20 protein-coding genes and 1 pseudogene are annotated in these 22,637 nt (G+C 74.3%); 12 read left to right on the top strand and 9 right to left on the bottom strand.

What is annotated here, in order from left to right:
- Positions 1-126: 126 nt before the first annotated feature.
- The 3 genes from ACFV3R_RS08525 to ACFV3R_RS08515 are packed head-to-tail and all read right to left on the bottom strand — an operon-like array spanning position 127 to position 2,239.
- A complete protein-coding gene (locus ACFV3R_RS08525) occupies positions 127-909 on the bottom strand; it encodes a class I SAM-dependent methyltransferase (protein ID WP_385577647.1) in 783 nt (260 codons plus the stop codon).
- Positions 906-1,541, bottom strand: a complete 636-nt coding sequence (locus tag ACFV3R_RS08520; RefSeq protein WP_385577644.1) for a DUF2064 domain-containing protein — start codon at positions 1,539-1,541, stop codon at positions 906-908. The genes ACFV3R_RS08525 and ACFV3R_RS08520 overlap by 4 nt, the downstream gene beginning before the upstream one ends.
- A complete protein-coding gene (locus ACFV3R_RS08515) occupies positions 1,538-2,239 on the bottom strand; it encodes a glycosyltransferase family 2 protein (RefSeq protein WP_385577641.1) in 702 nt (233 codons plus the stop codon). The genes ACFV3R_RS08520 and ACFV3R_RS08515 overlap by 4 nt, the downstream gene beginning before the upstream one ends.
- A gap of 124 nt (positions 2,240-2,363) precedes the next feature.
- Between ACFV3R_RS08515 and ACFV3R_RS08510 the strand changes: the two genes are divergently transcribed.
- Entirely contained in the window at positions 2,364-3,095 is a 732-nt protein-coding gene (locus ACFV3R_RS08510) for a response regulator transcription factor (RefSeq protein ID WP_385577638.1), read from the top strand.
- Between the two features lie 73 nt (positions 3,096-3,168).
- The gene (locus ACFV3R_RS08505; protein ID WP_385577635.1) at positions 3,169-4,299 is read left to right on the top strand and encodes a sensor histidine kinase; all 1,131 of its coding nucleotides are present in this window, start codon (positions 3,169-3,171) and stop codon (positions 4,297-4,299) included.
- Here the strand turns inward: ACFV3R_RS08505 and ACFV3R_RS08500 are convergent.
- On the bottom strand, positions 4,256-5,323 hold the full coding sequence (locus tag ACFV3R_RS08500; protein WP_385577631.1) for an NAD-dependent epimerase/dehydratase family protein: 1,068 nt from the start codon (positions 5,321-5,323) through the stop codon (positions 4,256-4,258). The two genes, ACFV3R_RS08505 and ACFV3R_RS08500, sit on opposite strands and share 44 nt — an antisense overlap.
- Positions 5,324-5,467: 144 nt before the next feature.
- On the opposite strand from ACFV3R_RS08500, the gene ACFV3R_RS08495 reads away from it, so the two are divergent.
- The gene (locus ACFV3R_RS08495; RefSeq protein ID WP_385577628.1) at positions 5,468-6,235 is read left to right on the top strand and encodes a DUF72 domain-containing protein; all 768 of its coding nucleotides are present in this window, start codon (positions 5,468-5,470) and stop codon (positions 6,233-6,235) included.
- 98 nt (positions 6,236-6,333) lie between these two features.
- On the opposite strand, the gene ACFV3R_RS08490 is transcribed toward ACFV3R_RS08495, so the two are convergent.
- Both ACFV3R_RS08490 and ACFV3R_RS08485 read right to left on the bottom strand, forming a co-directional pair.
- Positions 6,334-7,212 carry a fructosamine kinase family protein gene (locus tag ACFV3R_RS08490; protein ID WP_385577625.1) on the bottom strand — a complete coding sequence of 293 codons (879 nt, stop codon included), beginning with the start codon at positions 7,210-7,212 and terminating at the stop codon, positions 6,334-6,336.
- Positions 7,209-7,691 carry a low molecular weight protein-tyrosine-phosphatase gene (locus tag ACFV3R_RS08485; protein ID WP_385577622.1) on the bottom strand — a complete coding sequence of 161 codons (483 nt, stop codon included), beginning with the start codon at positions 7,689-7,691 and terminating at the stop codon, positions 7,209-7,211. The genes ACFV3R_RS08490 and ACFV3R_RS08485 overlap by 4 nt, the downstream gene beginning before the upstream one ends.
- Before the next feature lie 204 nt (positions 7,692-7,895).
- On the opposite strand from ACFV3R_RS08485, the gene ACFV3R_RS08480 reads away from it, so the two are divergent.
- Positions 7,896-8,093, top strand: coding sequence for an antitoxin (locus ACFV3R_RS08480; RefSeq protein WP_385577619.1), 198 nt, complete (start codon positions 7,896-7,898; stop codon positions 8,091-8,093).
- Positions 8,094-8,181: 88 nt separating this feature from the next.
- Here ACFV3R_RS08480 and ACFV3R_RS08475 read toward each other — a convergent pair whose 3' ends face one another.
- From ACFV3R_RS08475 to ACFV3R_RS08465, 3 genes are all read right to left on the bottom strand, one after another.
- Positions 8,182-9,588 (bottom strand): MFS transporter, encoded by a 1,407-nt coding sequence (locus ACFV3R_RS08475; RefSeq protein WP_385577616.1) that lies wholly within the window; start codon positions 9,586-9,588, stop codon positions 8,182-8,184.
- Between the two features lie 152 nt (positions 9,589-9,740).
- Positions 9,741-10,745: an aldo/keto reductase family protein gene (locus ACFV3R_RS08470; RefSeq protein ID WP_385577613.1), complete on the bottom strand. Its 1,005-nt coding sequence runs from the start codon at positions 10,743-10,745 to the stop codon at positions 9,741-9,743.
- A 240-nt stretch (positions 10,746-10,985) separates the two neighbouring features.
- Positions 10,986-11,879 (bottom strand): serine hydrolase, encoded by an 894-nt coding sequence (locus tag ACFV3R_RS08465; protein ID WP_385577610.1) that lies wholly within the window; start codon positions 11,877-11,879, stop codon positions 10,986-10,988.
- 519 nt (positions 11,880-12,398) lie between these two features.
- On the opposite strand from ACFV3R_RS08465, the gene ACFV3R_RS08460 reads away from it, so the two are divergent.
- The 8 genes and pseudogenes from ACFV3R_RS08460 to ACFV3R_RS08425 all read left to right on the top strand — a co-directional run bounded on the left by ACFV3R_RS08460 (position 12,399) and on the right by ACFV3R_RS08425 (position 22,546).
- Positions 12,399-14,177: a coagulation factor 5/8 type domain-containing protein gene (locus ACFV3R_RS08460; RefSeq protein ID WP_385577607.1), complete on the top strand. Its 1,779-nt coding sequence runs from the start codon at positions 12,399-12,401 to the stop codon at positions 14,175-14,177.
- Positions 14,178-14,612: 435 nt separating this feature from the next.
- Positions 14,613-16,013 carry a condensation domain-containing protein gene (locus ACFV3R_RS08455; protein ID WP_385577605.1) on the top strand — a complete coding sequence of 467 codons (1,401 nt, stop codon included), beginning with the start codon at positions 14,613-14,615 and terminating at the stop codon, positions 16,011-16,013.
- Between the two features lie 263 nt (positions 16,014-16,276).
- Positions 16,277-16,663, top strand: a complete 387-nt coding sequence (locus ACFV3R_RS08450; protein WP_385577602.1) for an SRPBCC family protein — start codon at positions 16,277-16,279, stop codon at positions 16,661-16,663.
- A 98-nt stretch (positions 16,664-16,761) separates the two neighbouring features.
- Entirely contained in the window at positions 16,762-17,073 is a 312-nt protein-coding gene (locus tag ACFV3R_RS08445) for a hypothetical protein (RefSeq protein ID WP_385577599.1), read from the top strand.
- Positions 17,067-17,402 carry a hypothetical protein gene (locus ACFV3R_RS08440; RefSeq protein ID WP_385577596.1) on the top strand — a complete coding sequence of 112 codons (336 nt, stop codon included), beginning with the start codon at positions 17,067-17,069 and terminating at the stop codon, positions 17,400-17,402. The genes ACFV3R_RS08445 and ACFV3R_RS08440 overlap by 7 nt, the downstream gene beginning before the upstream one ends.
- A 229-nt stretch (positions 17,403-17,631) precedes the next feature.
- Positions 17,632-18,669: a LacI family DNA-binding transcriptional regulator gene (locus ACFV3R_RS08435; RefSeq protein WP_385577593.1), complete on the top strand. Its 1,038-nt coding sequence runs from the start codon at positions 17,632-17,634 to the stop codon at positions 18,667-18,669.
- Positions 18,670-18,750: 81 nt separating this feature from the next.
- Positions 18,751-20,574 (top strand): sugar ABC transporter ATP-binding protein, encoded by a 1,824-nt coding sequence (locus ACFV3R_RS08430; RefSeq protein WP_385577590.1) that lies wholly within the window; start codon positions 18,751-18,753, stop codon positions 20,572-20,574.
- 38 nt (positions 20,575-20,612) lie between these two features.
- A pseudogene (locus ACFV3R_RS08425) lies at positions 20,613-22,546 on the top strand (substrate-binding domain-containing protein).
- The last annotated feature ends 91 nt before the right edge of the window (positions 22,547-22,637 follow it).

The raw sequence follows: 22,637 nt of genomic DNA, 5'->3' as shown, positions 1-22,637 counted from the left end.
GCCCCCTCGCTGGGGGGGGGGGGGGGCGCCCCCCGCGGGGGGCCGCCCGGGGTCCGGCCCGGGGCGGCGGGGTCCGGGGGCGGGGGCCGGGGCGGCGGCCCGCCCCGCAACCCGCGACGCCCCCCTTCAGCCGCCCGCGCGGTGCAGGGCCACGAACCGGCGTCCGCCCGCCCGCCACCGCTCGGCCCGCACCCACCCCGACCGCGCCGCCAGCCGCAGCAGCGCCCGTTCGCCGACCCGCGCCCACGGAAAGGGCTGCCCGAGCCGGCCCCGGCTGTCGGCGACCCGCACCCGCACCCGCTCGTCCACGTCCACCGGCGAGACCTCCACCAGGAGCCTGCCCCGCACGTCGACCACCTCGGCCACCCGCCGCAGCAGTGTCAGCGGATCACCGCCGATGCCCACGTTGCCGTCCACGAGCAGGGCGGTACGCCACCGCCCCTCGCCCGGCAGCGGCTCGAACACCGAGCGGCACAGGGCCCGGCCCCCGGCGTCGATGGTGCGGCGTACCGCCGCCGGAGTGACGTCGACGCCCAGCACCGGGTGCCCGGCGTCCGCGAGCGCCACCACCAGCCGGCCCGGGCCGCACCCGATGTCGAGCACCTCACCCTCGCACCGGCCCAGCAGCGACCGGTCCGCCTCGTCCGCCTCCGCGCACCACCGCTCCACCTCCATCGGCAGCAGCCAGCCGTCGGCCCGCCGCAGGTACAGCGGCCCCCGCCCGGTACGCAGCGCCTCGGTGTACGGATCGGCGCGCCACGCCGCGCGGCAGGGGTCCAGGGGACCGGCCGCCGCCACCTCGTCCGCGGCGGCACCCCGCAGCGCCGGCCCGCGCGGCCCCGCCAGGTCACCGGCGGGCAGTCGCCCGCCGGTCCGCGTCCCACCGCGCGCGGTGCCCGCCGGCGTCACCGGGCACCCGCCGGTGTCAGGCGGTCGACGAGGGCGGCGAAACGCCCGCCGGGCGGCGCCTCCCGCGCCACCAGTGCCGCGTCCCGCGCGGTGTCCACGTCCCTCAGCACCGGCAGGTCGCGGACGGTCAGTCCGCGGGCCAGGAGCCGGGCCCGCTGCTCCCTGCCGGTCTCCGGGGTGGACATGGGCACACCGCGCAGCAGCTCCGGCTCGGGTCGGGCCAGGCCCAGCGCCCAGAAGCCGCCGTCCACCGCCGGCCCGAACCAGGCGTCACAGTCCTGCCACGCGTTCGGGCCCAGCGCCGGGGCCAGCAGACCGGCGGTCACCTGCGGGGTGTCCATGCCGATGAGGACGGCGGGACCGCTGCAACCGGCGAACGCCGCGGCCAGCCTCTCGTCCAGCCCTCCCGGACACTGCGGCACCACCTCGACGCCGGCGGGCAGCCAGGGCCCCGGCCGTCCCTCCAGCACCAGCCGGACACGGCGCACCGGAGCGGCGAGTGCCGCCCGCAGGGTGTCGGCGAGGGCGGCCTCGGCCAGCGCGGCGGCCTCCTGCGGCGTGTACGGCGGCGTCAGGCGGGTCTTCACCCGCCCCGGCACCGGCTCCTTGGCGATGATCAGCACAGTCGTCACGCTGCGACCTCCTCACCGGCCGGCCTCGGCCGTTCCTCCAGCACCGCGCGCATGTCCCGGACCGCCTGGAAGGTGCCGCGCCAGGTACCCGTGACCTTCGACTGGCCCGTTCGGGCGAGGTAGGGCACGTCCCGCTCGGTGATCCGCCACCCCGCGTCGGCCGCCCGCACCACCATCTGCAACGGGTATCCGCTGCGCCGGTCGGTGAGGTCCAGGCCGAGCAGCGCCTGGCGCCGGGCGGCCCGCAGGGGCCCCAGGTCACCCAGTCGCAGTCCCGTACGGCGGCGCAGCAGCATCGACAGAGCCCGGTTGCCCGCCCGCGCGTGGGCCGGCCAGGCGCCGCGCTCGGTGGGCCGGCGCCGTCCCAGTACGAGGTCGGCCTCCCCGCCGGCCACCGCCGCCACGAAGGACGGCAGCTCACCCGGGTCCAGGGAGGCGTCGCAGTCGCAGAAGCACACGTACTCTGCCGTCGCGGCCAGCAGCCCGGCGTGACAGGCGGCGCCGAACCCGCGCCGCTCCTCCCGCACCACCGTCGCGCCCAGCCCGCGGGCGACGTCCGCCGAGCCGTCGGTGGAACCGTTGTCCACCACCACCGCCCGCCACGAGGGCGGTATCCGCTCCAGTACCCAGGGCAGCGCCCGGGCTTCGTTCAGGCAGGGAAGGACGACGTCTGCGGTCGCCGGTGTCGAATCGCTCACACCGACCACGGTACGAACGGAAAACGGACATCGCGGACTTCGTCTCCTTACGAAACGTGGACATCGCTGCCGCGCCCCCGCAACCCCCGCGCCGCCGGCCGGGTGGTGGTGCGAGGCTGGAGCCGTGCGAAACAGTCATCCGGCCCGCATCCTCGTCGTCGACGACGACCCGACGGTCGCGGAGGTCGTCACCGGCTACCTCGTCCGCGCCGGCCACACCGTGGACCGCGCCGCCGACGGACCGACCGCGCTCGCCCGCGCCGAGGAGGCCGCCCCCGACCTCGTCGTCCTGGACCTCATGCTGCCCGGCATGGACGGGCTCGAGGTCTGCCGCCGCCTGCGCGAGCGCGGCCCCGTGCCGGTGATCATGCTCACCGCCCGCGGTGAGGAGGACGAACGCATCCTCGGACTGGAGGTCGGCGCCGACGACTACGTCACCAAGCCCTTCAGCCCCCGGGAGCTGGTGCTGCGGGTGGACGCGGTACTGCGCCGTGACCGGGACCACCGCGACACCGCCCCCACCGCCTCGCCGCCGCTGACCGTGGCCGGCCTCGCCGTGGACCCCACCGCCCGCCGCGCCGAACGTGACGGTCTCGAACTCGCCCTGACCCTGCGGGAGTTCGACCTCCTGGTGTACTTCCTGCGCCACCCCGGACGGGCCTGCTCGCGCGAGGAGCTGCTGAGGGAGGTGTGGGACTGGGACTTCGGCGACCTGTCCACCGTCACCGTCCACGTGCGGCGGCTGCGCGGGAAGATAGAGGCCGACCCGGCCGCCCCGAGACTCATCCGCACCGTGTGGGGTGTCGGCTACCGCTTCGACCCGGACGGGACCCCGCCCGCCCTCCCCGTCCCGTGAGACCGCGCCACGCCCCCGCCGGCCCGCCCCCCCGGCACCGGCCCGCCGCCCTTCCCCCGGGAGTTCCGCCGCCGTGCACGCCAACCTCCTGATCGCCCTGTACGCCTTCGCCGGCGCTGCCGTGGCCGCCCTGGCGGGCGCGGTGGCGCTGCGCGTCCTGCGTCACCGCTCGGTCGCCGTCTCGCTGATGGTCGTCGCCGCCGTCACCGTCACCGCGATGCTCGCCGGCACGCTCAGCGTCGCCTGGGCGATGTTCCTCTCCCCGCACGACCTGAAGGTCGTCACCACCGTCGTGGCGATGGCAGCCGCGGTCTCGCTCGCCACCGCACTGCTGCTGGGGCGGTGGGTGGTCTCCCGCAGCAGGGCCCTCACGCTGGCCGCCCGCTCCTTCGGTGAGGGCGGCAGCTTCGCCGCGCCCAGCGTCCCGGCCACCGCCGAACTGGAGGAACTCAGCCGTGAACTGGCCGCCACCAGCGCCCGGCTGAACGCCTCCCGGGCCAGGGAGCGGACACTGGAGAGCTCCCGCCGCGACCTCGTCGCCTGGATCTCCCACGACCTGCGGACCCCGCTGGCCGGTCTGCGGGCCATGTCCGAGGCGCTGGAGGACGGCATGGCCCCCGACCCGCAGCGCTACCTGCGGCAGATGCGCACCGAGGTCGAGCGCCTCAACACCATGGTCGGCGACCTCTTCGAACTCTCCCGCATACACGCCGGCTCGCTGGCGCTGAGCGTCGCCCGGATCTCCGCCTACGACCTGGTGGCCGACGTCCTCGCCGGAATGGACCCGGTGGCCCGCGAGCACGGCGTCCGCCTCGCCGGGGACGTGCCGCCGGACATCCCCCTCGTCGTAGACGGCAAGGAGATGACGCGGGCGCTGGGCAACCTGCTCGTCAACGCCATCCGCAGCACACCGCCCGACGGCACCGTGGCCGTGGAGGCCCGCGAGAGCGGCGACGAGGTCCTCCTCACCGTCACCGACGGCTGCGGCGGCATCCCCGAACACGACCTGGCCCGGGTCTTCGACACCGGCTGGCGGGGGAGCCAGGCCCGCACCCCGCCGGCCGGCGCGGGCCTCGGGCTCGCCATCGTCCGGGGCATCGTCGAGGCCCACAGCGGCCGGGCGAGCGTGCGCAACGTCGCCGGCGGCTGCCGGTTCGAGGTCAGCCTGCCGCTACCGGTCGTGCCGCCCGCAGCGGCGCCGTAGCGAACTCGGCCATCCCCTCCTCGAAGCCGACGGCCGGCCGCCATCCGAGCTCCGTGGCCAGCCGCTTCGAGGAGGCCGTGATGTGGCGCACGTCGCCGAGCCGGAACTCGCCCGTCACCTCCGGCTCCGGCCCGCCGTGGGCACCGGCCAGCGCCCGCGCCATCTCCCCCACGGTGTGCGGCGTGCCGCTGCCGGTGTTGAAGGCCCGCACTCTCCCCGGCGCCCAGCCGGCCAGTGCCTGGAGGACGGTGAGGTTGGCCGCCGCCACGTCCCGCACGTGCACGAAGTCGCGGCGCTGCCGGCCGTCCTCGAAGACCCGGGGCGCCTCGCCGCGTTGCAGCGCCGAGCGGAAGAAGGAGGCCACGCCGGCATAGGGGGTGTCGCGTGGCATGCCCGGTCCGTAGACGTTGTGGTAGCGCAGCGACGCCACCCGGCCACCGGTCGCCCGGGCCCAGGAGGCTGCCAGGTGCTCCTGGGCCAGCTTGGTGCTCGCGTAGACGTTGCGCGGGTCGAGCGGGGCATCCTCGGTGACCAGTCCCGGCGCCAGCTCACCGCCGCAGTCCGGGCACAGCGGCTCGAAGCGGCCGGCGGCCAGGTCCGCCTCGGACCGCGGCCCGGGACGGGTCGTGCCGTGCCGGGGGCAGACGTAACGCCCCTCGCCGTACACCACCATCGACCCGGCCAGCGCCAGCCGGCCCACCCCAGCCTCGGCCATCGCGGCGAGCAGCGTGGCGGTGCCCAGGTCGTTGCAGCCCACGTAGTCGGGCGCGTCCGCGAAGTCGGTGCCCAGGCCCACCATCGCGGCCTGGTGGCAGACGGCGTCGACGCCGCGCAGCGCCGCCCGCACGGCCTCCCGGTCCCGGACGTCGCCGTGGTGGAAGTCCTCGCAGACCGGCGGGGGAGGGGTGGCGTGGGCGGCGGGCAGCAGGGCGTCCAGGACGACGGGTTCGTGCCCCGCCGCAACCAGCGCCCGCACGACGTGTGTTCCGATGAACCCGGCTCCGCCGGTGACGAGTACGCGCATGGGCGCCACGCTATGCCGCCCTCCGGCGTGCGGGAGCCGACCGGGCCGTGGCGTCAGAGAACCGTAAGGGCCGCTCGGCCCCGCCCCTGCGGCACGGCCCGGCACCTCCCGCACGGCCCGCCCCACCTGCGGCACCATGAGGGGATGGTCCTCCACGTCGGCACCTCGGGCTGGATGTACCGCGACTGGCGCGGCGTGCTCTACCCCGACGGCGTCCCGCAGCGCGACTGGCTGAGCCGTTACGCCGAGGAGTTCGCCACGGTCGAGAACAACAACGCCTTCTACCGGCTGCCCTCCGCTCAGACCTTCGCCGACTGGCGCCGGACGGTGCCCGAGGGCTTCGTCATGGCGGTCAAGGCCAGCCGCTACCTCACGCACATGAAGCGGCTGCGCGACCCGGAGGAACCCGTCGAGCGGCTGCTGGAGCGGGCCGCGGGCCTCGGCGGCCGGCTGGGCCCCGTCCTCCTGCAACTCCCGCCGAACATGCGGGAGGACGCCGGCGCGCTCGACCGCTGCCTGCGCCGCTTCCCGGCAACCGTCCGGGTCGCGGTCGAGCCCCGCCACGAGACGTGGTTCGTGCCCAGGGTGCGACAGGTGCTGGAGGAGCGGAGCGCCGCACTGTGCTGGGCGGACCGGCGCGCCCGCCCGACCACACCGCTGTGGCGGACCGCCGAGTGGGGCTACCTCCGCCTCCACGAGGGCATTGCCACGCCCCCGCCGCGCTACGGCCGCCGCTCCCTGCGCACCTGGGCCGAACGGGTCGCCGCCACCTGGCCCGGCGGGGCCACGGTCCACGTCTACTTCAACAACGATCCGGGGGGCGCCGCGGTGCACGACGCCGTGGCCTTCGCCAGGGCCGCCCGGGCCGCGGGACTGGCCCCCACGCGAGTGCCCGCCCTGCCCGCCGGCTGACAGGCCGTACCGCAGGCCCGACCGCGTGGCGTGCCCGGCGCGCACCCCCGCCACCTCGCCGGTCGCCCTGACGGCCGGGCGTTCACCGCGGACACCGGTCAGCCGTGCAGCGCAGCCCGGGCCGCGGCCACCGCCTGCTCCCCGTAGCCGCCGCCGAACAGCACCGTGTGCACCAGCAGCGGGAAGAGCTGGTGCAGCCCCACCCGCTGCCGCCAGCCCCCGGCCAGGGGACGCGCCGCCTGGTAGCCGTCCAGGACCAGGTCCAGGTGCGGGCAGCCGAAGAGGGCCAGCATGGCGAGGTCGCTCTCGCGGTGACCACCGTGCGCGGCCGGGTCGATGAGCCAGGCCCTGCCGTCCCCGCCCCACAGCACGTTGCCGTTCCACAGGTCGCCGTGCAGCCGCGCCGGCGCCTCCTCGGGCCCCGCCAGGCCGGGCAGCGCCTCGCACACCTGCTCCAGCACGCCCACCCCCTCCCCGGACAGGACGCCGAGGTCCACCGCCCGGCGCAGGTAGGGCAGCACCCGGTGCTCGGCGTACCACGGAGCCCAGGTGGGGCCGGTCTCGTTGCGCATCGGCGCGTCACCGATCCACGCCTCCACCGGCCCGCCCGGCGGCGGGGAGCCGAACGCGGGAGCCCCGGCGGCGTGCAGCGCGGCCAGTGACCGTCCCAGCTCCCGAGCGGCGTCCGGCGAGGGACGCCCCTCGCTCACCACGTCGATGACCAGGCGGTCCGCGTCGGCGCCGTGCACCCGCGGCACCGGCACCGCTTCCGCCTCGGCCAGCCACCGCAGCCCCGCCGCCTCCGCCGGTGCGGCGCCCGGGCCGCTGCCCCGCTTGACGAGGACGGCCCCCACGCCCTCCAGCTCCAGCCGGGTCAGGCCGGCGCCGGTGGGCCGTACCGCTGTGACGGGACGCCCGGTGAGCCGGCCGGCGGCGTCGGCGTCCCCCTGGAGAGCGCCGTCCCCCGCGGCGGTCACCGGCCGGCCCTCGCCCGCACCCACTCCAGCAGACCCGGCACGGCTGCCTCGATCATCGCCAGGACCTCCTCGAAACCGTCCTGACCGCCGTAGTACGGGTCGGGCACGTCCAGATCCGTCTCGTCCGCCGCGTCCCCCGCGGCCACCGGATCGAAGGAACGCAGCAGCCGCACCCGGGCGGGGTCCTCGACCAGGGCGCGCAACGCCTTGCAGTGGCCGGCGTCCATGGCCACCAGCAGGTCGGCCGAGAGGTGGTCCGGACCGACCTGCGCCGCCACGTGGTCGACGGCGTAGCCGCTGCGCGAGAGCGCCTCCCCGGCGCGTTCGTCGATCGCCTCCCCGACGTGCCAGGGGCCGACCCCTGCGCTGGTGACCCGCACCGCGTCCGCCAGGCCGGCGCGGCGCAGGTGCTCGGCGAAGACCAGCGCGGCCGAGGGGGAGCGGCAGATGTTCCCGGTGCAGACGAAACAGATGTGCATGGCGCCAGGGTACGTACGCCCTTCCCGCCCGAGCAGTGCAGGCGGCCGGTGCACCGGGGCGCGCGCCGACGCGGTCGCAGGAGGGCGGTGACGACGGGTGGCCGGCCGTCACCCTCGGTGATTCCGGGGGCGGGCCGGTTTCGGCCGCTGCGGGCGGGTACTCGCCGAAACGGAAGTGCACGCACCAAGGAAGAGGCTGTCACCATGAAGATGGGCGACATGGCAAAGAAGGCCAAGTCCTGGGCCAAGGGCCACCCGGACCAGGCCGACAAGGGTGTGGAGCGCGCCGAGCGCATGGTCGACGACCGCACCGGTAACCGTTACGACTCCCAGACCGACAAGGCGTCGGACGCGGTGCGCCGCGGCTACGGAGGCGGAAAGGGGAGCGAGGACCAGCAGTAGCTCCCCACCGCCCGTGAGGACGGGGAGGGTCGGCCCGGCCGGCCCTCCCCGTTCGCTCTGCCCGGCCCGGCGGCCGGGTGGTGTGCAGTCAGATGGTGTCCAGCTCCCGGCCCATCGTCCGGGGACCCAGCAGGCGGACATTGAGGCAGAGCAGGACCATCAACGCCGCCGAGCCCGCGAAGACCGCTCCGGCGCCGAGGTCGGCCAGCACGCTGAGCGCCACGAACGGCAGGACCACCGAGACCAGGCGGGAGAGCGAGTAGGCGATGCCGATGGCGCTGCTGCGCATCCCGGTGGGGAAGATCTCGGTCTGGTAGACGTGGAAGGCGTTGGAGAAGATGTTGCTGCACACGGTCAGCAGGAAGCCGCAGCTGACGATCTGCCATCCGCTGCCGGCGTAGGCGAAGGCGAGCCCGAACAGCGCCTGGCCCAGCGCGGACCAGATGATCAGGGTGCGCCGCTCCACCCGTTCGATGAGCGGTATGGACAGGGCCGAGCCCAGCGGGTAGCCGCAGAAGCTCAGTGCGGCGTAACCGAGCGAGGCAGTGGTGGTGTGCCCCTTGGCGGCCAGCACCACCGGGGCCAGCGACCCGAAGCCGTAGTAGCCGACGGTCTGCAACACCTGGAAGATCCACCACATGACGGTGCGTCGCCGGTAGGGCTCGCGGAACATCTCCCGCAGCGGCACCCGCCGCCCGCCGCCGGACGCCGCCTCGCCGGGGGGCGCGGCCGGCGCCGCCGCGGGTGCTTCGGCGGTGGCCGGGGCCGTCGGCGGCTGCGGGGCGCTCACCGCGTACGACTCGATCCGGGACACCACGTGTTCGGCCTCCGCCTGCCGCCCGTGCAGCTGCAGCCAGCGCGGCGACTCCGGGAGCTGCCGGCGCATCAGTTGCAGGAAGCCGGCGCCGCACGCGCCCAGCACCAGCAGCCAGCGCCACCCCGCCAGCCCCGCCACCTCGTGCCCGGCCACCAGCCGGGCTCCGAAGAGGGCCGCCACCGGCACCCCGACGAAGCCGAAGGTGTAGGCGTAGGCGATGTACCGTCCGCGGACGGCGCGCGGCAGGAACTCGGCCAGGTAGGTGTCGGCCAGGATGAGTTCGGCGCCCAGACCGAGCCCGGCCAGGAAACGCGCGGCCACCAGCCAGCCCGGGCTGGGGGCGGCGGCACAGGCCAGGGAGAACAGCGAGTAGGCGCCGAGGTTGACCAGGAACATCCTCCGGCGGCCGAAGCGGTCGGCGAGGAAGGACAGCACGTTGGCGCCGACGAACATGCCGAGGAAGCCGGACGCGATGACCCACGACTCCTGGGTGTGGTCCAGGTGCCAGGGCTCGGCCAGCGCGGCGGCGAGCACGCCGCCGAGGAAGATCTCGTAGAGGTCGAAGAAGGTGCCCACACCCACGACCGCGGTCAGTCTGCGGTGCCAGCGGCTCGGCGCGAGCGCGTCCAGTCGGGCGCCGAAGTCCACTCGGTGGAGGACGGCAGCGGTGTCGGTCATGGCCCAGAGTCCCTTCCGGGCCCCGACCGGCGGCTCGGCGGCAGACCCACCGGCACGGTACTCGCAGCGATCAAGGATGCACAGACCTCGTCCGCGCCGCGAGACGCCGGACAGCCCGAGGGCGACCGGCGTCTCGTGGTGCGGACGGTTCCTCAGGGGCGAGTGGTGGGCGTCTGCTCGTAGGTCTTCGCCGGGTCGGTGACGGCGACCGGGGCCAGCAACTCGTCGATCTTCGCCATCAACTCGGCCTCGAGGCGGACGCCGACGGCCTTGGCGTTCTCGTGGACCTGCTCGGGCCGCGAGGCACCGATGATCGCCGCCGAGACGTTCGGGTTCTGCAGCACCCAGGCCACGGCGAGCTGGGCGAGCGAGAGCCCGGCCTCGTCCGCCAGCGGCCGGAGACGGGCGACGCGCTCCAGGACCTCGTCCCGCATGAAGCGGGAGATCATGGTGGCGCCGCCCTTGTCGTCGGTGGCGCGCGAGCCCGACGGAGGCTGCTGCCCCGGCTGGTACTTGCCCGTCAGCACCCCCTGCGCGATGGGCGACCACACGATCTGCCCGAGCCCCAGCTCCTCGCAGGTGGGCACGACCTCGTCCTCGATGACGCGCCACAGCATCGAGTACTGCGGCTGGCTGGAGACCAGCGGCACGTGCAGCTCACGGGCGAGGGCGTGGGCGCGGCGGATCTGGTCGGCGGTCCACTCCGAGACGCCGATGTAGTGCGCCTTCCCGCTGTGCACGACGTCGGCGAAGGCGGCCATCGTCTCCTCCAGCGGCGTGAACCGGTCGAAGCGGTGCGCCTGGTAGAGGTCGACGTAGTCGGTCTGGAGCCGGCGCAGCGAGGCGTCGATGGACTCCATGATGTGCTTGCGGGACAGGCCGCGGTCGTTGCGGCCCTCGCCGGTCGGGAAGTAGACCTTGGTGAAGATCTCCAGGCCCTCCCGGCGCTCCCCCTTCAGGGCGCGGCCGAGGACGGACTCCGCGCGGGTGCCCGCGTAGACGTCGGCGGTGTCGAAGCTGGTGATGCCGGCGTCCAGTGCGGCCTGGACGCAGGCGAGTGCCGCGTCCTCCTCCACCTGGGAGCCGTGGGTGAGCCAGTTGCCGTAGGCGATCTCGCTGATGAGCATGCCGCTGCGGCCGAGGTGTCGGTATTCCATGGTGATCACAGTAGGACGGTGCCGTCCCGGGAAGAAGGGCAGGCTCCGGCTTTCCCGGCGACCGGGCCGCCGAAGGCGCGCGCCCGAGCAGGTGGGGGACGCCCCCGGGACCGCACCGCTCGCGTGGCGTGGCGGGGGCCCGCCCGGCCCGGGCGCGTACGACGTCCGGGCCGGGCGGGCGCGTCCGCCCCCGAGCCGCGTCCGCCCCCGAGCCGCGGCCACCCCGGGGGCGCCGTCACCTCAGGGCCGGTCCGCCGCGGCGAGATCGCGGTGGATGACGCGGGCCGCCGCCTCGACGGTGCCGATCCCGTACTGCATGGTGCGGTCACCGCCGGTCAGCGCGGCCAGCTCGTAACTGTGCCCGCCGCCGGAGAACGCGCCGACGCTGTGCACCCGCCAACCGCCGCTCGACCTCGGCAGCCAGCCGTTCTTGAGGTAGACCCGCTCACCTGCCGGGGCCCCGGCAGGCACCCCCCAGCGCTGGGAGGGCTCCACCCGGTGCATGAGGCCGAGGGCGTAGTGCCGGGAGGCGGCCGACAGCACGGTGTTGTCGCCGGTCAGCAGGTGCAGCAGCCGGAGCTGGTCCGCCGCGGTGATCTGGGTGAGGCCCCAGGTGCCGCCGGAGGGCGGCACCGTGTGCCGCATGCCCGCCAGGTGCAGGAAGCGGCGCACCGAGTCGGGTCCCAGCTGCTTCCACAGCGCCGAGGTGGAGTCGTTGTCGGAACGGGTGATCATCGCCGTCGCCAGCGACTTCTCGTGCGCGGTGAGGCCCCGGTGCTCCTCCTGCGCGTGGCGGAGCAGCGTGGCCAGGACCGTCACCTTGACCACGCTCGCGGAGTCGAAGGGGGTCTCGCCGCGCAGCGTGCAGTGCGTGGCGGTGTCGGGCTCGTCGAGCGCCAGCGCCGAGGTGCCCTGCCTGCCGTGCAGGGCGCCGGCGATGTCCTTCGCCAGCCGAGGGGCGAGATGCGCGGTCTGTGAGGTGCAGGAGACCTCGGCGCCGTCGACGGAGGCCGTGCCGGTGCGGGCGGCGTCGGCCGGGGCTGCGGAGACGGCCACCGCGGCGACCGAACCGGCGGCGAGGGTCAGGGCGAGCAGCCGTCGACGGAGACCGGTCGGGGAGAGGGGTGCGGGCATGGAAGAGAAACCGTTCCTGTCCGTGTGGGGGGTGCCGCCCGGTCGGCCGGCGCGACCGCGGTGGCGCGCGTGGCCCGTACGCGGCCGACGAGGTCGGGCGCGTGGCGGCGTTACCTGCCCGCCCGACGGTACGGGGCCGCGGTGGGCCGGACAGCGACGAAGGTCACGTGGCCGCCGCCGGGGCGCGGGGGGAGCGGTGTGAGCTTTCTGACCGCACACCCGGACAACCAACAGCGGTTACCCGGAGTGAGGATCAAGAAGTCTTCGTTCACGGTGGGTAATGTCTCGGTGCCCTCGCCGCCGGGACTTGGTCCAGACCCTTCCGCACGGTCGCCTACAGGAGTTGAATGCGAAATGGCGTATCGGTGCAGGAGTCTTGACGCGGACGAAACAAGAGCGGAACGATCGGCACTGCTTGGAGAGCGCTCTCACCGTGCAGTAGTCCGTGCCATCCCGTCTGCCGTCCCCGGCCGGCGGGCGCCCCCCATCCCGCACTGCTTGTACGTCCAGGAGACACGCATGTCCGTATCCCGCAGAGCTTTCGCCGCGTCCGTCGGCGGTGCCCTGGTCGCCCTGGGAGTGGGCCAGGCCCCAGCCCGGGCCGCGTCCGCCACCCGCCGCGCGGCGGCTCCCGCCGGCGCCGCTCCGAAGGTGAGCGCCGGTGGTGACCTGGGCCCCAACGTCATCGTCTTCGACCCGTCGACCGCCAACATCCAGGGCACCCTGGACGACATCTTCCACAAGCAGGAGTCGGCCCAGTTCGGCACCGGCCGCTACGCCTTCTTCTTCAAGCCGGGCACCTACAACGGCCTCAACGCCCAGCTCGGCTTCTACACCTCCATCGCCGGTCTCGGAAAGAACCCCGACGACACCCTGATCAACGGTGACGTGACGGTCGACGCGGGCTGGTTCAACGGCAACGCGACGCAGAACTTCTGGCGTTCGGCGGAGAACCTCGCCCTCGTCCCCGTCAGCGGGACCGACCGCTGGGCCGTGGCGCAGGCGGCCCCCTTCCGGCGCATGCACGTCAAGGGCGGCCTCAACCTCGCCCCCAACGGCTACGGCTGGGCCAGCGGCGGTTACATCGCCGACAGCAAGATCGACGGCAGCGTCGGCCCGTACTCCCAGCAGCAGTGGTACACCCGGGAGAGCTCCGTCGGCGGCTGGGTCAACGGCGTCTGGAACATGACCTTCTCCGGCGTCGAGGGCGCTCCGGCCCAGAGCTTCCCCAACCCGCCCTACACCACGCTGAACACCACCCCGGTCTCCCGGGAGAAGCCCTACCTGTACCTCAACGGCGCCGACTACGCCGTCTTCGTGCCCGACAAGCGCACCAACGCCCGCGGCGTCACCTGGTCGGGCGGCAGCACGCCGGGCACCTCCCTCCCGCTGTCCCAGTTCTACGTCGTGAAGCCGGGCGCGACCGCGGCCACCATCAACCAGGCGCTCAGCCAGGGGCTCCACCTGCTCTTCACGCCGGGCGTGTACCACGTCGACCAGAGCATCAACGTCACCCGTGCGAACACGGTGGTCCTCGGGCTCGGGTACGCCACCCTGGTCCCCGACAACGGCGTCACCGCGCTCAAGGTCGCCGACGTGGACGGTGTCCGTCTCGCCGGCCTCCTCATCGACGCCGGCACCACCAACTCCACGTCCCTGCTGGAGATCGGCCCCGCCGGCGCCTCCGCGAGCCACTCCGCCAACCCCACCTCGTTGCAGGACGTCTTCTTCCGGATCGGTGGCGCGGGGCCGGGCAAGGCGACCACCGCCCTCGTCGTCAACAGCAACGACACGATCATCGACCACACCTGGATCTGGCGCGCCGACCACGGCAGCGGCGTGGGCTGGGACACCAACCGGTGCGACTACGGGATGAAGGTCAACGGCCGCAACGTCCTGGCCACCGGCCTGTTCGTCGAGCACTTCAACAAGTACGACGTGTGGTGGAGCGGCGAGAACGGGCGGACGATCTTCTTCCAGAACGAGAAGGCGTACGACGCGCCCAACCAGGCCGCCATCCAGAACGGCAGCGTGCGCGGGTACGCGGCGTACAAGGTGGACGACGCGGTCAACACCCACGAGGCGTGGGGCGTCGGCAGCTACTGCAACTACACCGCCGACTCCTCGATCATCCAGGACCACGGCTTCGAGGTGCCGAACAAGTCCGGCGTGAAGTTCCACGACGTCCTCGTCGTCTCACTCGGCGGCATGGGCCAGTACGCACACGTCATCAACAACACCGGCAGCGCCACCTCGGGCACCTCCACCGTTCCCTCGAACGTGGTCAGTTTCCCCTGACCCGCCCCGGCCGGCCGGCGCCCGCCCCCTCGTCCACCCGCCCGGCGGGGGTGGGGCGCCGGCCTTGTGAACCGCCCCGGCACGGACGCCTGCACGCTCCGTGCCGGGGCGGGTGCACGTCGGAGCCGCCCCGCCGGATCCCGGCCGGGGGCGGACGCCGGCGAGCCGTGCGCCGTGGCTGGCGGCGAACGCGCGTACGCCGGGCGGACGATGGCGGCGGGCCCGCCCCGTGACTGCGCCCCTGCGCACTCGTTACCCAGTGGCCGCATCGTCGTCTTACGGGTGGTCACCCATGAGAGCTGTCATCTGCCGCACTTCCGCGCCCTGTTGCCGTCCCGCCGGACGCCCGGACGCACGTGCCCACCTGGAGGAGAAGGCCGTGCCACCGCCACCGGCCGGGAGGCGACGGCTCGGGTCGCGTGGGAGGGGGTGCGCATGAAGATCGGCGACCTCGCCGGCTCCGGCGCACGGCCGGGGCGACTGCTGCAGTGGGCCCTGCAGGTCCCCCCCGGTGCGGGCGGCCACGCCCCCCAGGACGACCGGCCCCCGGCGTACATCCAGGAGGCCCACCTGCGCAACGCCCGGGCCATGAGCCACCGGGACCTGCACGCCCCCTCGTGGGTGGGGACCGCTTTCGACGTCGGCGACGTGGACGCCGACACCCTGGAGAAGGCGCTGGTCACCTGGACCATGCGGCACGAGACGCTGCGCAGCGGGTTCCGCTGGGACGGGGACGGGGACGGCGCGATCCACCGCTTCACCCTGGACGCCGAGGAGGTCGCGCTGCACCGCACCGACCTCGGGGCCCACGAGGACGCCGAGGAGGTGGTCCGGGTGCTCCAGGAACGCTGCGATGCCGCCACCAACGCGCTGAGCTGGCCCAACTTCGTCTACCTGGCACTGCAACACGACCGCGGCACCCGGCTCTACCTGGCCTTCGACCACATCAACGTCGACGCCTACTCCATCCAGCTCATGCCCGCCCAGATCCACGAGCTCCTGGCCGCACAGGCCGGGGCGGAGAGCGTGCGGGAGGACGACAGCCAGAGCTACGTCGACTTCTGCGAGCTGGAACGCGAGCAGGCCGACCAGGTCGACGGGGACGACCAGGTGGTGAACACCTGGCGGGCCTTCCTGGCGGCGTGCGGCGGCACGATGCCGCCCTTCCCCCTGGAGACGGGGGTGGCCCCCGGCGAACTCGCACCGCAGGAGCTGTGGACGGAGGCACTGGTCGACGCGGAGGTCACGGCCGCCTTCGACGCCCACTGCCGCCCCTCGGGCGGCCTGCTGCCGGGAATGCTGGCCGCGTCCGCCGTCGTGGTCCAGGAGGCGGGCGGACCGGGCACCTACCGCACGGTCGTTCCCTTCCACACGCGTGCCACCTCCCGGTGGGGCGCCTCGGTGGGTTGGTACGTGGGGGCTGTGCCGGTGGAGATCCACACCTCGCAGGCAGGCAGCTTCGGTGAGGTCCTGGCGCTCGCCCGGAGTGCCCTCCGGGGCAACCGGGCGCTCGCCAGGGTGCCGGTGGAACGGGTGTTGCGCCTGCTCCACAACGACTTCCGGCCGCTGTCCCCGGACCTGTTCTCCCTCACCTCCTATGTCGACGGCCGCTCGGTCACCGGAGCCGCCTCGTGGCCGGAGTGGAACACCGTCGGTCTGCTGAGGGTGTCGCGCGGCGACCAGGTGTGCGTCTGGATCACCCGCAGCGAGGACGGCCTGCAGTTCGCCTCCCGCCTCCCGGTCAACCCCAAGGCACAGAAGAACGTGGGCCGGTACCTGGACGGGCTGCGCGCGGTGCTCACCTCCGTGGCCCGGAGCGGGACGTACGGGGAGTGAAGCGGGGAGCCCGCGGCAGCGGAAGCGCTCCCCCGCGGTGCGTCCTCGGGTCACGGGGGCGTCTTCGGGGCGGAGGCCCGGCACGGTCAGGTCCGTGCCGTCCACAGGGAAGGACGAGGAGTGGTGGTCGTCGACGGTGCGCAGGCCCCAACGGCCGGGCCGCAGCCCCGGACCGGAGCACGACCGCGGAGCCGCAGCGGAGCGAGGCCGCAGGCGGAACACGCCGCTGTCCGCCTTCGTCCGCCCCACCGGGGAGGCAGGTGATGGCCACGACCGCGTTGCAGGTCCGGGGGCCGGCGGCTGCGGCGCAGGTGTGGGAGCGCTATGCCGTACCGGCGAAGTGGCCCTCCTGGTCACCGCAGATCGGGCGGGTGGTGACCGCGGCCGGGCGGATCGCGGCGGGCGTGCGGGGGACAGTGGTCGGCCGTGGCGGACTGGGCAGGGTGCGGTTCGTGATCGAGGAGGTCGACGAGGAGCGGCGGACCTGGACCTGGCGGGTCGCCCTCGGCCCGTTCCGCCTCCGTCTGACGCACACGGTGGAGGAGGAGGGCGACGGCACGCTGACCCGCTTGGTGGTCCGCGGTCCGCTGCTCCTCGTCCTCGCCTACCGCCCGGTGGCACGTATCGCCCTGCGCCGGCTGGTGGGGTGAGGGGCGGGGCCGGGGTGGCGGCCCACACCCTGTTCCCAGATTGACCGGCGCATGCCAACATGTGCTCGCCCGTCACCCCCACCCCCTCCAGGAGAGCCGTGTCCCCGTTGAGATGCCTTGCCGCCGCCGCGCTGGTGCTGGCCCCACTCGGCCTCGCCGCGCCCGCCCACGCCGACCCGGTCGTCCCCGACCACGCGATCATCGTGTGCCAGAGCGCCAGCTTCTACGCCAACTACGACAGTGCCTCCGGACCGGTGGACCTCAAGCGGACCCTGGGTTACGGCGACAAGGTCGGCCACACCCGAGGTGCCCACCCCGTGTACAACGGCTGGGCCGCCACCTTCGACTTCGGCCCCAACGACTGGGGTTACGTCCGCGAGGAGTGCCTGGGAGGTTACGGATCATGGTGACCGCTCCGCAGGCCGGCCGGCGGGTCGCGCCCGTCCGCCGGGCACGCCCCGGGCGCGGCCCGGCGCTGACCGCCCTCGCCGCCGTCGCGCTCTGCCTGTCCGCGGTGACCGCGCCCCCGGCCCGGGCGGCCGGCGGTACGCCGGGGGTGCGCGAGACCGTCTGCGCGGACAGCCTCTCGGTCCGCACCGCCCCGGGCGGCGCGTGGATGGGAACGCTCACCAAGCCGCAGACCTTCGACGTCGAGCGGGTCTCCGACGGCTGGGCCTACGGCTTCGCCTACGGCGAGGTGAACCGCAAGGGGTGGGTCCAGGACGGTTGGTTCTGCTGACGCCGAGGGTCCCCCGACGCCCCGCAGGCCCGCCTCCGCCCCACAGGTGATCTGGGTCACAGGTCGGGCGTCTTGACGTGAACACCGTGTAATCGATTACGTAGCCTCTCACGTAATCGATTACACGGATCGGCCGGCGAACGGCGCGCTGCCGGTGGTGCGTTCCGTCGAGGTCGACTTCCGCCACCAGGTGCGGAGTTGGCGGCGGACGCGCGGGGGAGGAGGGGCGGTGGCCACCATCAAGGACGTGGCGGAACGGGCCGGGGTGTCCGTCGCCACGGTCTCGCGGGTGCTCAACGGCATCAGCCCGGTGGCGGAGACCAGGGCCCGGGTGCTCGCCGCGGTGGAACAGCTCGGCTACCGGCCCAACAGCGTCGCCAGGGCGCTGCGGACGGCCCGCACCGGCACGCTCGGCCTCGTCATCGGCGACCTGACCAACCCGTTCTTCACCGAACTGGCCAACGCCGTCGAGGACGCGGCCCGCACCCTCGGCTACACCCTCGTGATCGGCAACGCAGGGGAGAGCACCCGGCAGCAGGACGAGTACATCGGCACCCTGCTGGACCGCCGCATCGACGGACTGCTGGTCAGTTCGGCCGGCACCGGCTCGCCCATGCTGCGCGAGGTCGTGGCCGCCGGCACCCCGCTCGTCCTGCTGGACCGCGCCGTCCCCGGCGTTGCGGCGCCCTGCGTGCGGGCCGACGGCGCGGCGGCGCTCGGTGAACTCGCCGCGCACCTTGCCGCCCTGGGCAGGCGACGCCCCGCCGTCATCGTCGCTCCGGCCGGCACCCCCACCGGTGACACCCGGCTGCGGCAGTTCCGCCGGGCACTCACCCGTCACGGCCTCAGCCTCCCCGACGAGCGGGTGGGAGCCACGCCCGACCCCCGGCACACCGGAGGGCGGCAGGTCATGAGCGCCCTGCTCGACCAGCCGGAGCCACCGGACGCCGTCCTGGCCACCGACAACCTGATGGCCCTGGGCGCCCTGGACGAGATCCGGGCACGGGGACTGCGCGTCCCCGAGGACGTGGCGCTCGTCTGCTACGACGACGTCCCCTGGTTCGCGCACCTCGATCCACCCCTCACCGCCATCAGCCAGCCCACCGCCGAACTCGGGCGGGCCGCCGTCCGCGTCCTGTTGGAACGCATCGCCGGGGGCGACCCGGACTCCGTCGTCCTCCCGGCTCGTCTCCTGCCGCGCCGCTCCTGCGGAGAGGCGCCGCCCGGACCTGCGCCGCACCGCCCGGCGGGGAGCCGGCTGCCCTGACCCTCCTCCCCCCGGATCCGCTGCCGAACCGGCCCCGCGATCCCCGTGCGGGCCCCGACCAGAGATGAGGGAAGACCAGCCATGACCGGCGTCAACGACGACGCCCGGCCCGCCGCGTCGCACGGCCCGAGCGCCACGCGACCCGGCGGGGCAGGCAGGCGTGACGAGGCTCCCCCCGGTGCCGCACCGCACCCCCCGGGGAACGGCCCGGCCACGCCACCCGAACCCGCCGCCGCGCCGCCCGACGGGCCCGCGCCGGGGCGGCCCGCCGACCGACCGCTGCTGGAAGTCACCGGACTGACCAAGGTCTTCCCCGGGGTGCGGGCGCTGGACGGCGTCGACTTCGACCTCCGCCCCGGTGAGGTGCACGTCCTGCTCGGGGAGAACGGTGCCGGCAAGAGCACCCTCATCAAGCTGCTCTCCGGGGTCCACCGGCCGAACGGCGGACGCATCCGCGTCGACGGCCGCGAGGTGGAGATCCGCAGCACGCAGGATGCCGAGCGGCTGGGGATCGCCACGATCCACCAGGAGTTCACCCTCGTACCGGGCATGACCGTCGCGGAGAACGTCTTCCTGGGCCGCCAGCCCCGCACCCGGCTGGGCCTGGTGGACCGGCGGACGATGCGCCGCCGCGCCGCCGGACTGCTCGACCGGGTCGGCCTGGACGTCCCTCCTGAGGTGCCCGTCGCCCAACTCGGCATCGCACGACTCCAGATGGTGGAGATCGCCAAGGCGCTCAGCATGGACGCCCGGGTGCTGATCATGGACGAGCCGACCGCGGTGCTCACCTCGGAGGAGGTCGCCACCCTCTTCGCCCTGGTGCGGGAGTTGCGGGAGTCCGGGGTCGGCATCATCTTCATCACCCACCACCTGGAGGAGATCGCCGCCCTCGGCGACCGCGTGACGGTGCTGCGCGACGGACGCTCCGTCGCGCAGGTGCCGGCCGGCACCGACCGCGAGGAACTGATCCGGCTGATGGTCGGACGCGACGTGGAGGACCAGTACCCGCGCCAGCGGCCGGAGACTGCCGGCGCACCGGTGCTGCGCGTCCGGGGGCTGAGCCGCCGGGGCCCGGGCGGCGCCTCCGTGTTCGAGGACGTGTCCTTCGAGGTGCGCGCCGGGGAGGTGGTGGGGCTGGCCGGACTCGTGGGCGCCGGCCGCACCGAGGTCGCCCGTGCGGTCTTCGGCGTCGACCGGCCCGACGAGGGCAGCGTCGAGGTCGACGGGCAGGCGACCTTGCCGGGCGACGTGGGCGCCGCGATACGCGCCGGGCTCGGCCTGGTGCCCGAGGACCGCAAGGGCCAGGGCCTGTTGCCGGACGCCTCGTTGGGCGACAACCTCACCCTCGCCCGGCTGCGTCGCGACACCCGTGGCGGGTTCGTCGACCGTCCCGGACAGCGTCGCCGGGCGGCCGAGACCGCGGCCCGCCTCCGGGTGCGGATGAGCGGGCTGGACCAGCCGGCCCGCACCCTGTCGGGCGGCAACCAGCAGAAGGTCGTCATCGGCAGGTGGCTGCTCGCCGATACCCGACTGCTCATCCTGGACGAGCCGACGCGCGGCGTCGACGTCGGCGCGAAGGTGGAGATCTACCAGCTCGTCAACGAACTCACCGCCGCCGGACGGGCGGTGTTGATGATCTCCAGTGACCTCCCGGAGGTGCTGGGCATGAGCGACCGCGTGCTGGTGATGGCGCAGGGCCGTCTGGTGGGCGAACTGTCCGGGGAAGCCGCCACCCAGGACGCCGTCATGGAACTGGCCGTGGGGGCGCGTCCCGTGAACGAGGCGCGGTCCGCAGTGCCGCCGCCGGCTGCCGCGGCCGACGACGCGCCGGCCGCAGCACCGCACCGGGACCGAGAGCAGGAGCGCGGCGAGGAGCCGCACAGCGACCGCGAGGGAGGGCTTTGATGTCCGTGGAAGTCAAGACCGGAGCCGCCGCCGAGGCGCTGGCCGCACCGCAGCCGCGGGAGAGTGCGGGCGCCTGGCTGAACAGGACGGTGCTGCACAACGGTCCGCTGGGCGGGCTGGTGGCCCTGGTGGTGGTGATGGCCGTCCTCTCGGCCGACTTCCTCAGCGGCCAGAACCTCCTCAACGTCGGTGTGCAGGCCTCTGTCACGGCGATCCTCGCCTTCGGCGTCACCTTCGTCATCGTCTCGGCCGGCATCGACCTCTCCGTCGGATCGGTGGCCGGCCTCTCCTCGATCGTGGTCGGCTGGGCCGCGACCTCACAGGGGTTGCCGGTGTGGCTGGCCGTGGTGCTGGGCCTCGCCACCGGCGCGGTGTGCGGCCTGGTCTCCGGCGCCCTGGTCGCCTTCGGCAGGCTTCCCGCGTTCATCGCCACCCTCGCCATGCTCTCGGTCGCGCGCGGTCTGGCCCTGGTGGTCTCCGGCGGGTCGCCGCTGCCCTTCCCCGCCTCGGTCAGCCGGCTCGGGGACACGCTTGGCGGCTGGCTGCCCGTCCCGGTCCTCGTCATGGTGGTGATGGGCCTGCTCGCCGCGCTCGTCCTCGCCCGCACCTACACCGGACGGGCGATGTTCGCCATCGGCGGCAACGAGGAGGCCGCCCGGCTCTCCGGCATCGACGTCCGGCGCCGGAAGCTGGTGATCTACGCGCTCTCCGGGATCTTCGCCGCGGTCGCCGGCATCGTCTTGGCCGCACGTCTGACCTCCGCCCAGCCGCAGGCCGCCACCGGCTACGAACTCGACGCCATCGCCGCCGTCGTCATCGGCGGCGCCAGCCTCTCGGGCGGCTCGGGGAAGGCCTCGGGCACCCTCATCGGCGCACTGATCCTCGCGGTGCTGCGCAACGGCCTCAACCTGCTGAGCGTCTCGGCGTTCTGGCAGCAGGTGGCCACCGGGCTGGTCATCGCGCTGGCCGTGCTCCTGGACACGCTGCGCCGGCGGAGCGCCCGGTGAGCGCCGCGAGTCGGAGCGCCGCGCGGCGCCGGACGGCCGGGCCCTTCTCGCCTCGCCGGGTGTGCGCCGCCGTGGCCGCGGCGCTGGTGCTGGTGCCCGCCACGGCGGGGTGCGACCGCGGGGGCGACACCGACCTGGGGCTCGCCCTGTCCACGATGAACAACCCCTTCTTCGTGGGCATCCGCAAGGGGGCGCAGGCCGAGGCGGACGCCCGCGGCCTCAAGATCAACATCACGGACGCGCAGAACGACCCGACCCAGCAGATCAACCAGATGGAGACGTTCACCAGCCAGGAGGTCAGGGCGGCCATCATCAACCCCGTCGACTCCGACGCCGCGGTGCCGGCGGTCGGTGTGGCCAACCGGGCGGACGTCCCCGTCATCGCCATCGACCGGGCGGTCAACGGTGGTGACGTGGGCTCCACCATCGCCTCCGACAACGTCGCCGGCGGCGAACTCGCCGCCCGCACCCTGGCGAAGCGGCTCGGCGGCAAGGGGAAGGTCGCCTTCCTGGAGGGGCAGGCGGGCACCTCGGCGGCGCGCGAACGCGGCGAGGGGTTCGAGAAGGGCATCGCCCGGTACCCCGGCATCACCGTCGTCGCCCGCCAGCCCGCCGACTTCGACCGGGCCAAGGGCATGGACGTGATGACCAACATGCTCCAGGCCCACAAGGACCTCGACGGGGTCTTCGCCGCCAACGACGAGATGGCGCTCGGGGCGGCCAAGGCCCTCGGCGCCCGCTCGGGCAAGGAGGTCAAGCTCGTCGCCTTCGACGGCACGCCCGAGGGCGTCCAGGCGGTGCGCGCGGGCAGGCTCACGGCGACCGTCGCCCAGCAACCGGAGGAGCTGGGCCGCAAGGCGGTGGACTGGGCGCTGCGGGCGGCACGCGGTGACCGGCTGCCGCGCCGGGTCAAGGTGCCCGTCGTCCTCGTGACGGCCGCGAACGCCGCCCGGTTCGGCGGCTGACGGGCAGGGGCGGGGCGCGCGCCCGGGCGGGCGGGGGCCGGGGGGGCGGGCGGCGGGGGGGCAGCCGCCCAAGGCGGGGGGGGAGGCGGCG

Origin of the sequence: Streptomyces sp. NPDC059740 (genome assembly GCF_042733155.1) — a bacterium.
Classification (GTDB): domain Bacteria; phylum Actinomycetota; class Actinomycetes; order Streptomycetales; family Streptomycetaceae; genus Streptomyces.
Note: the sequence above shows the minus strand (reverse complement) of the source record. Positions and strands in the feature narration are given on the sequence as shown.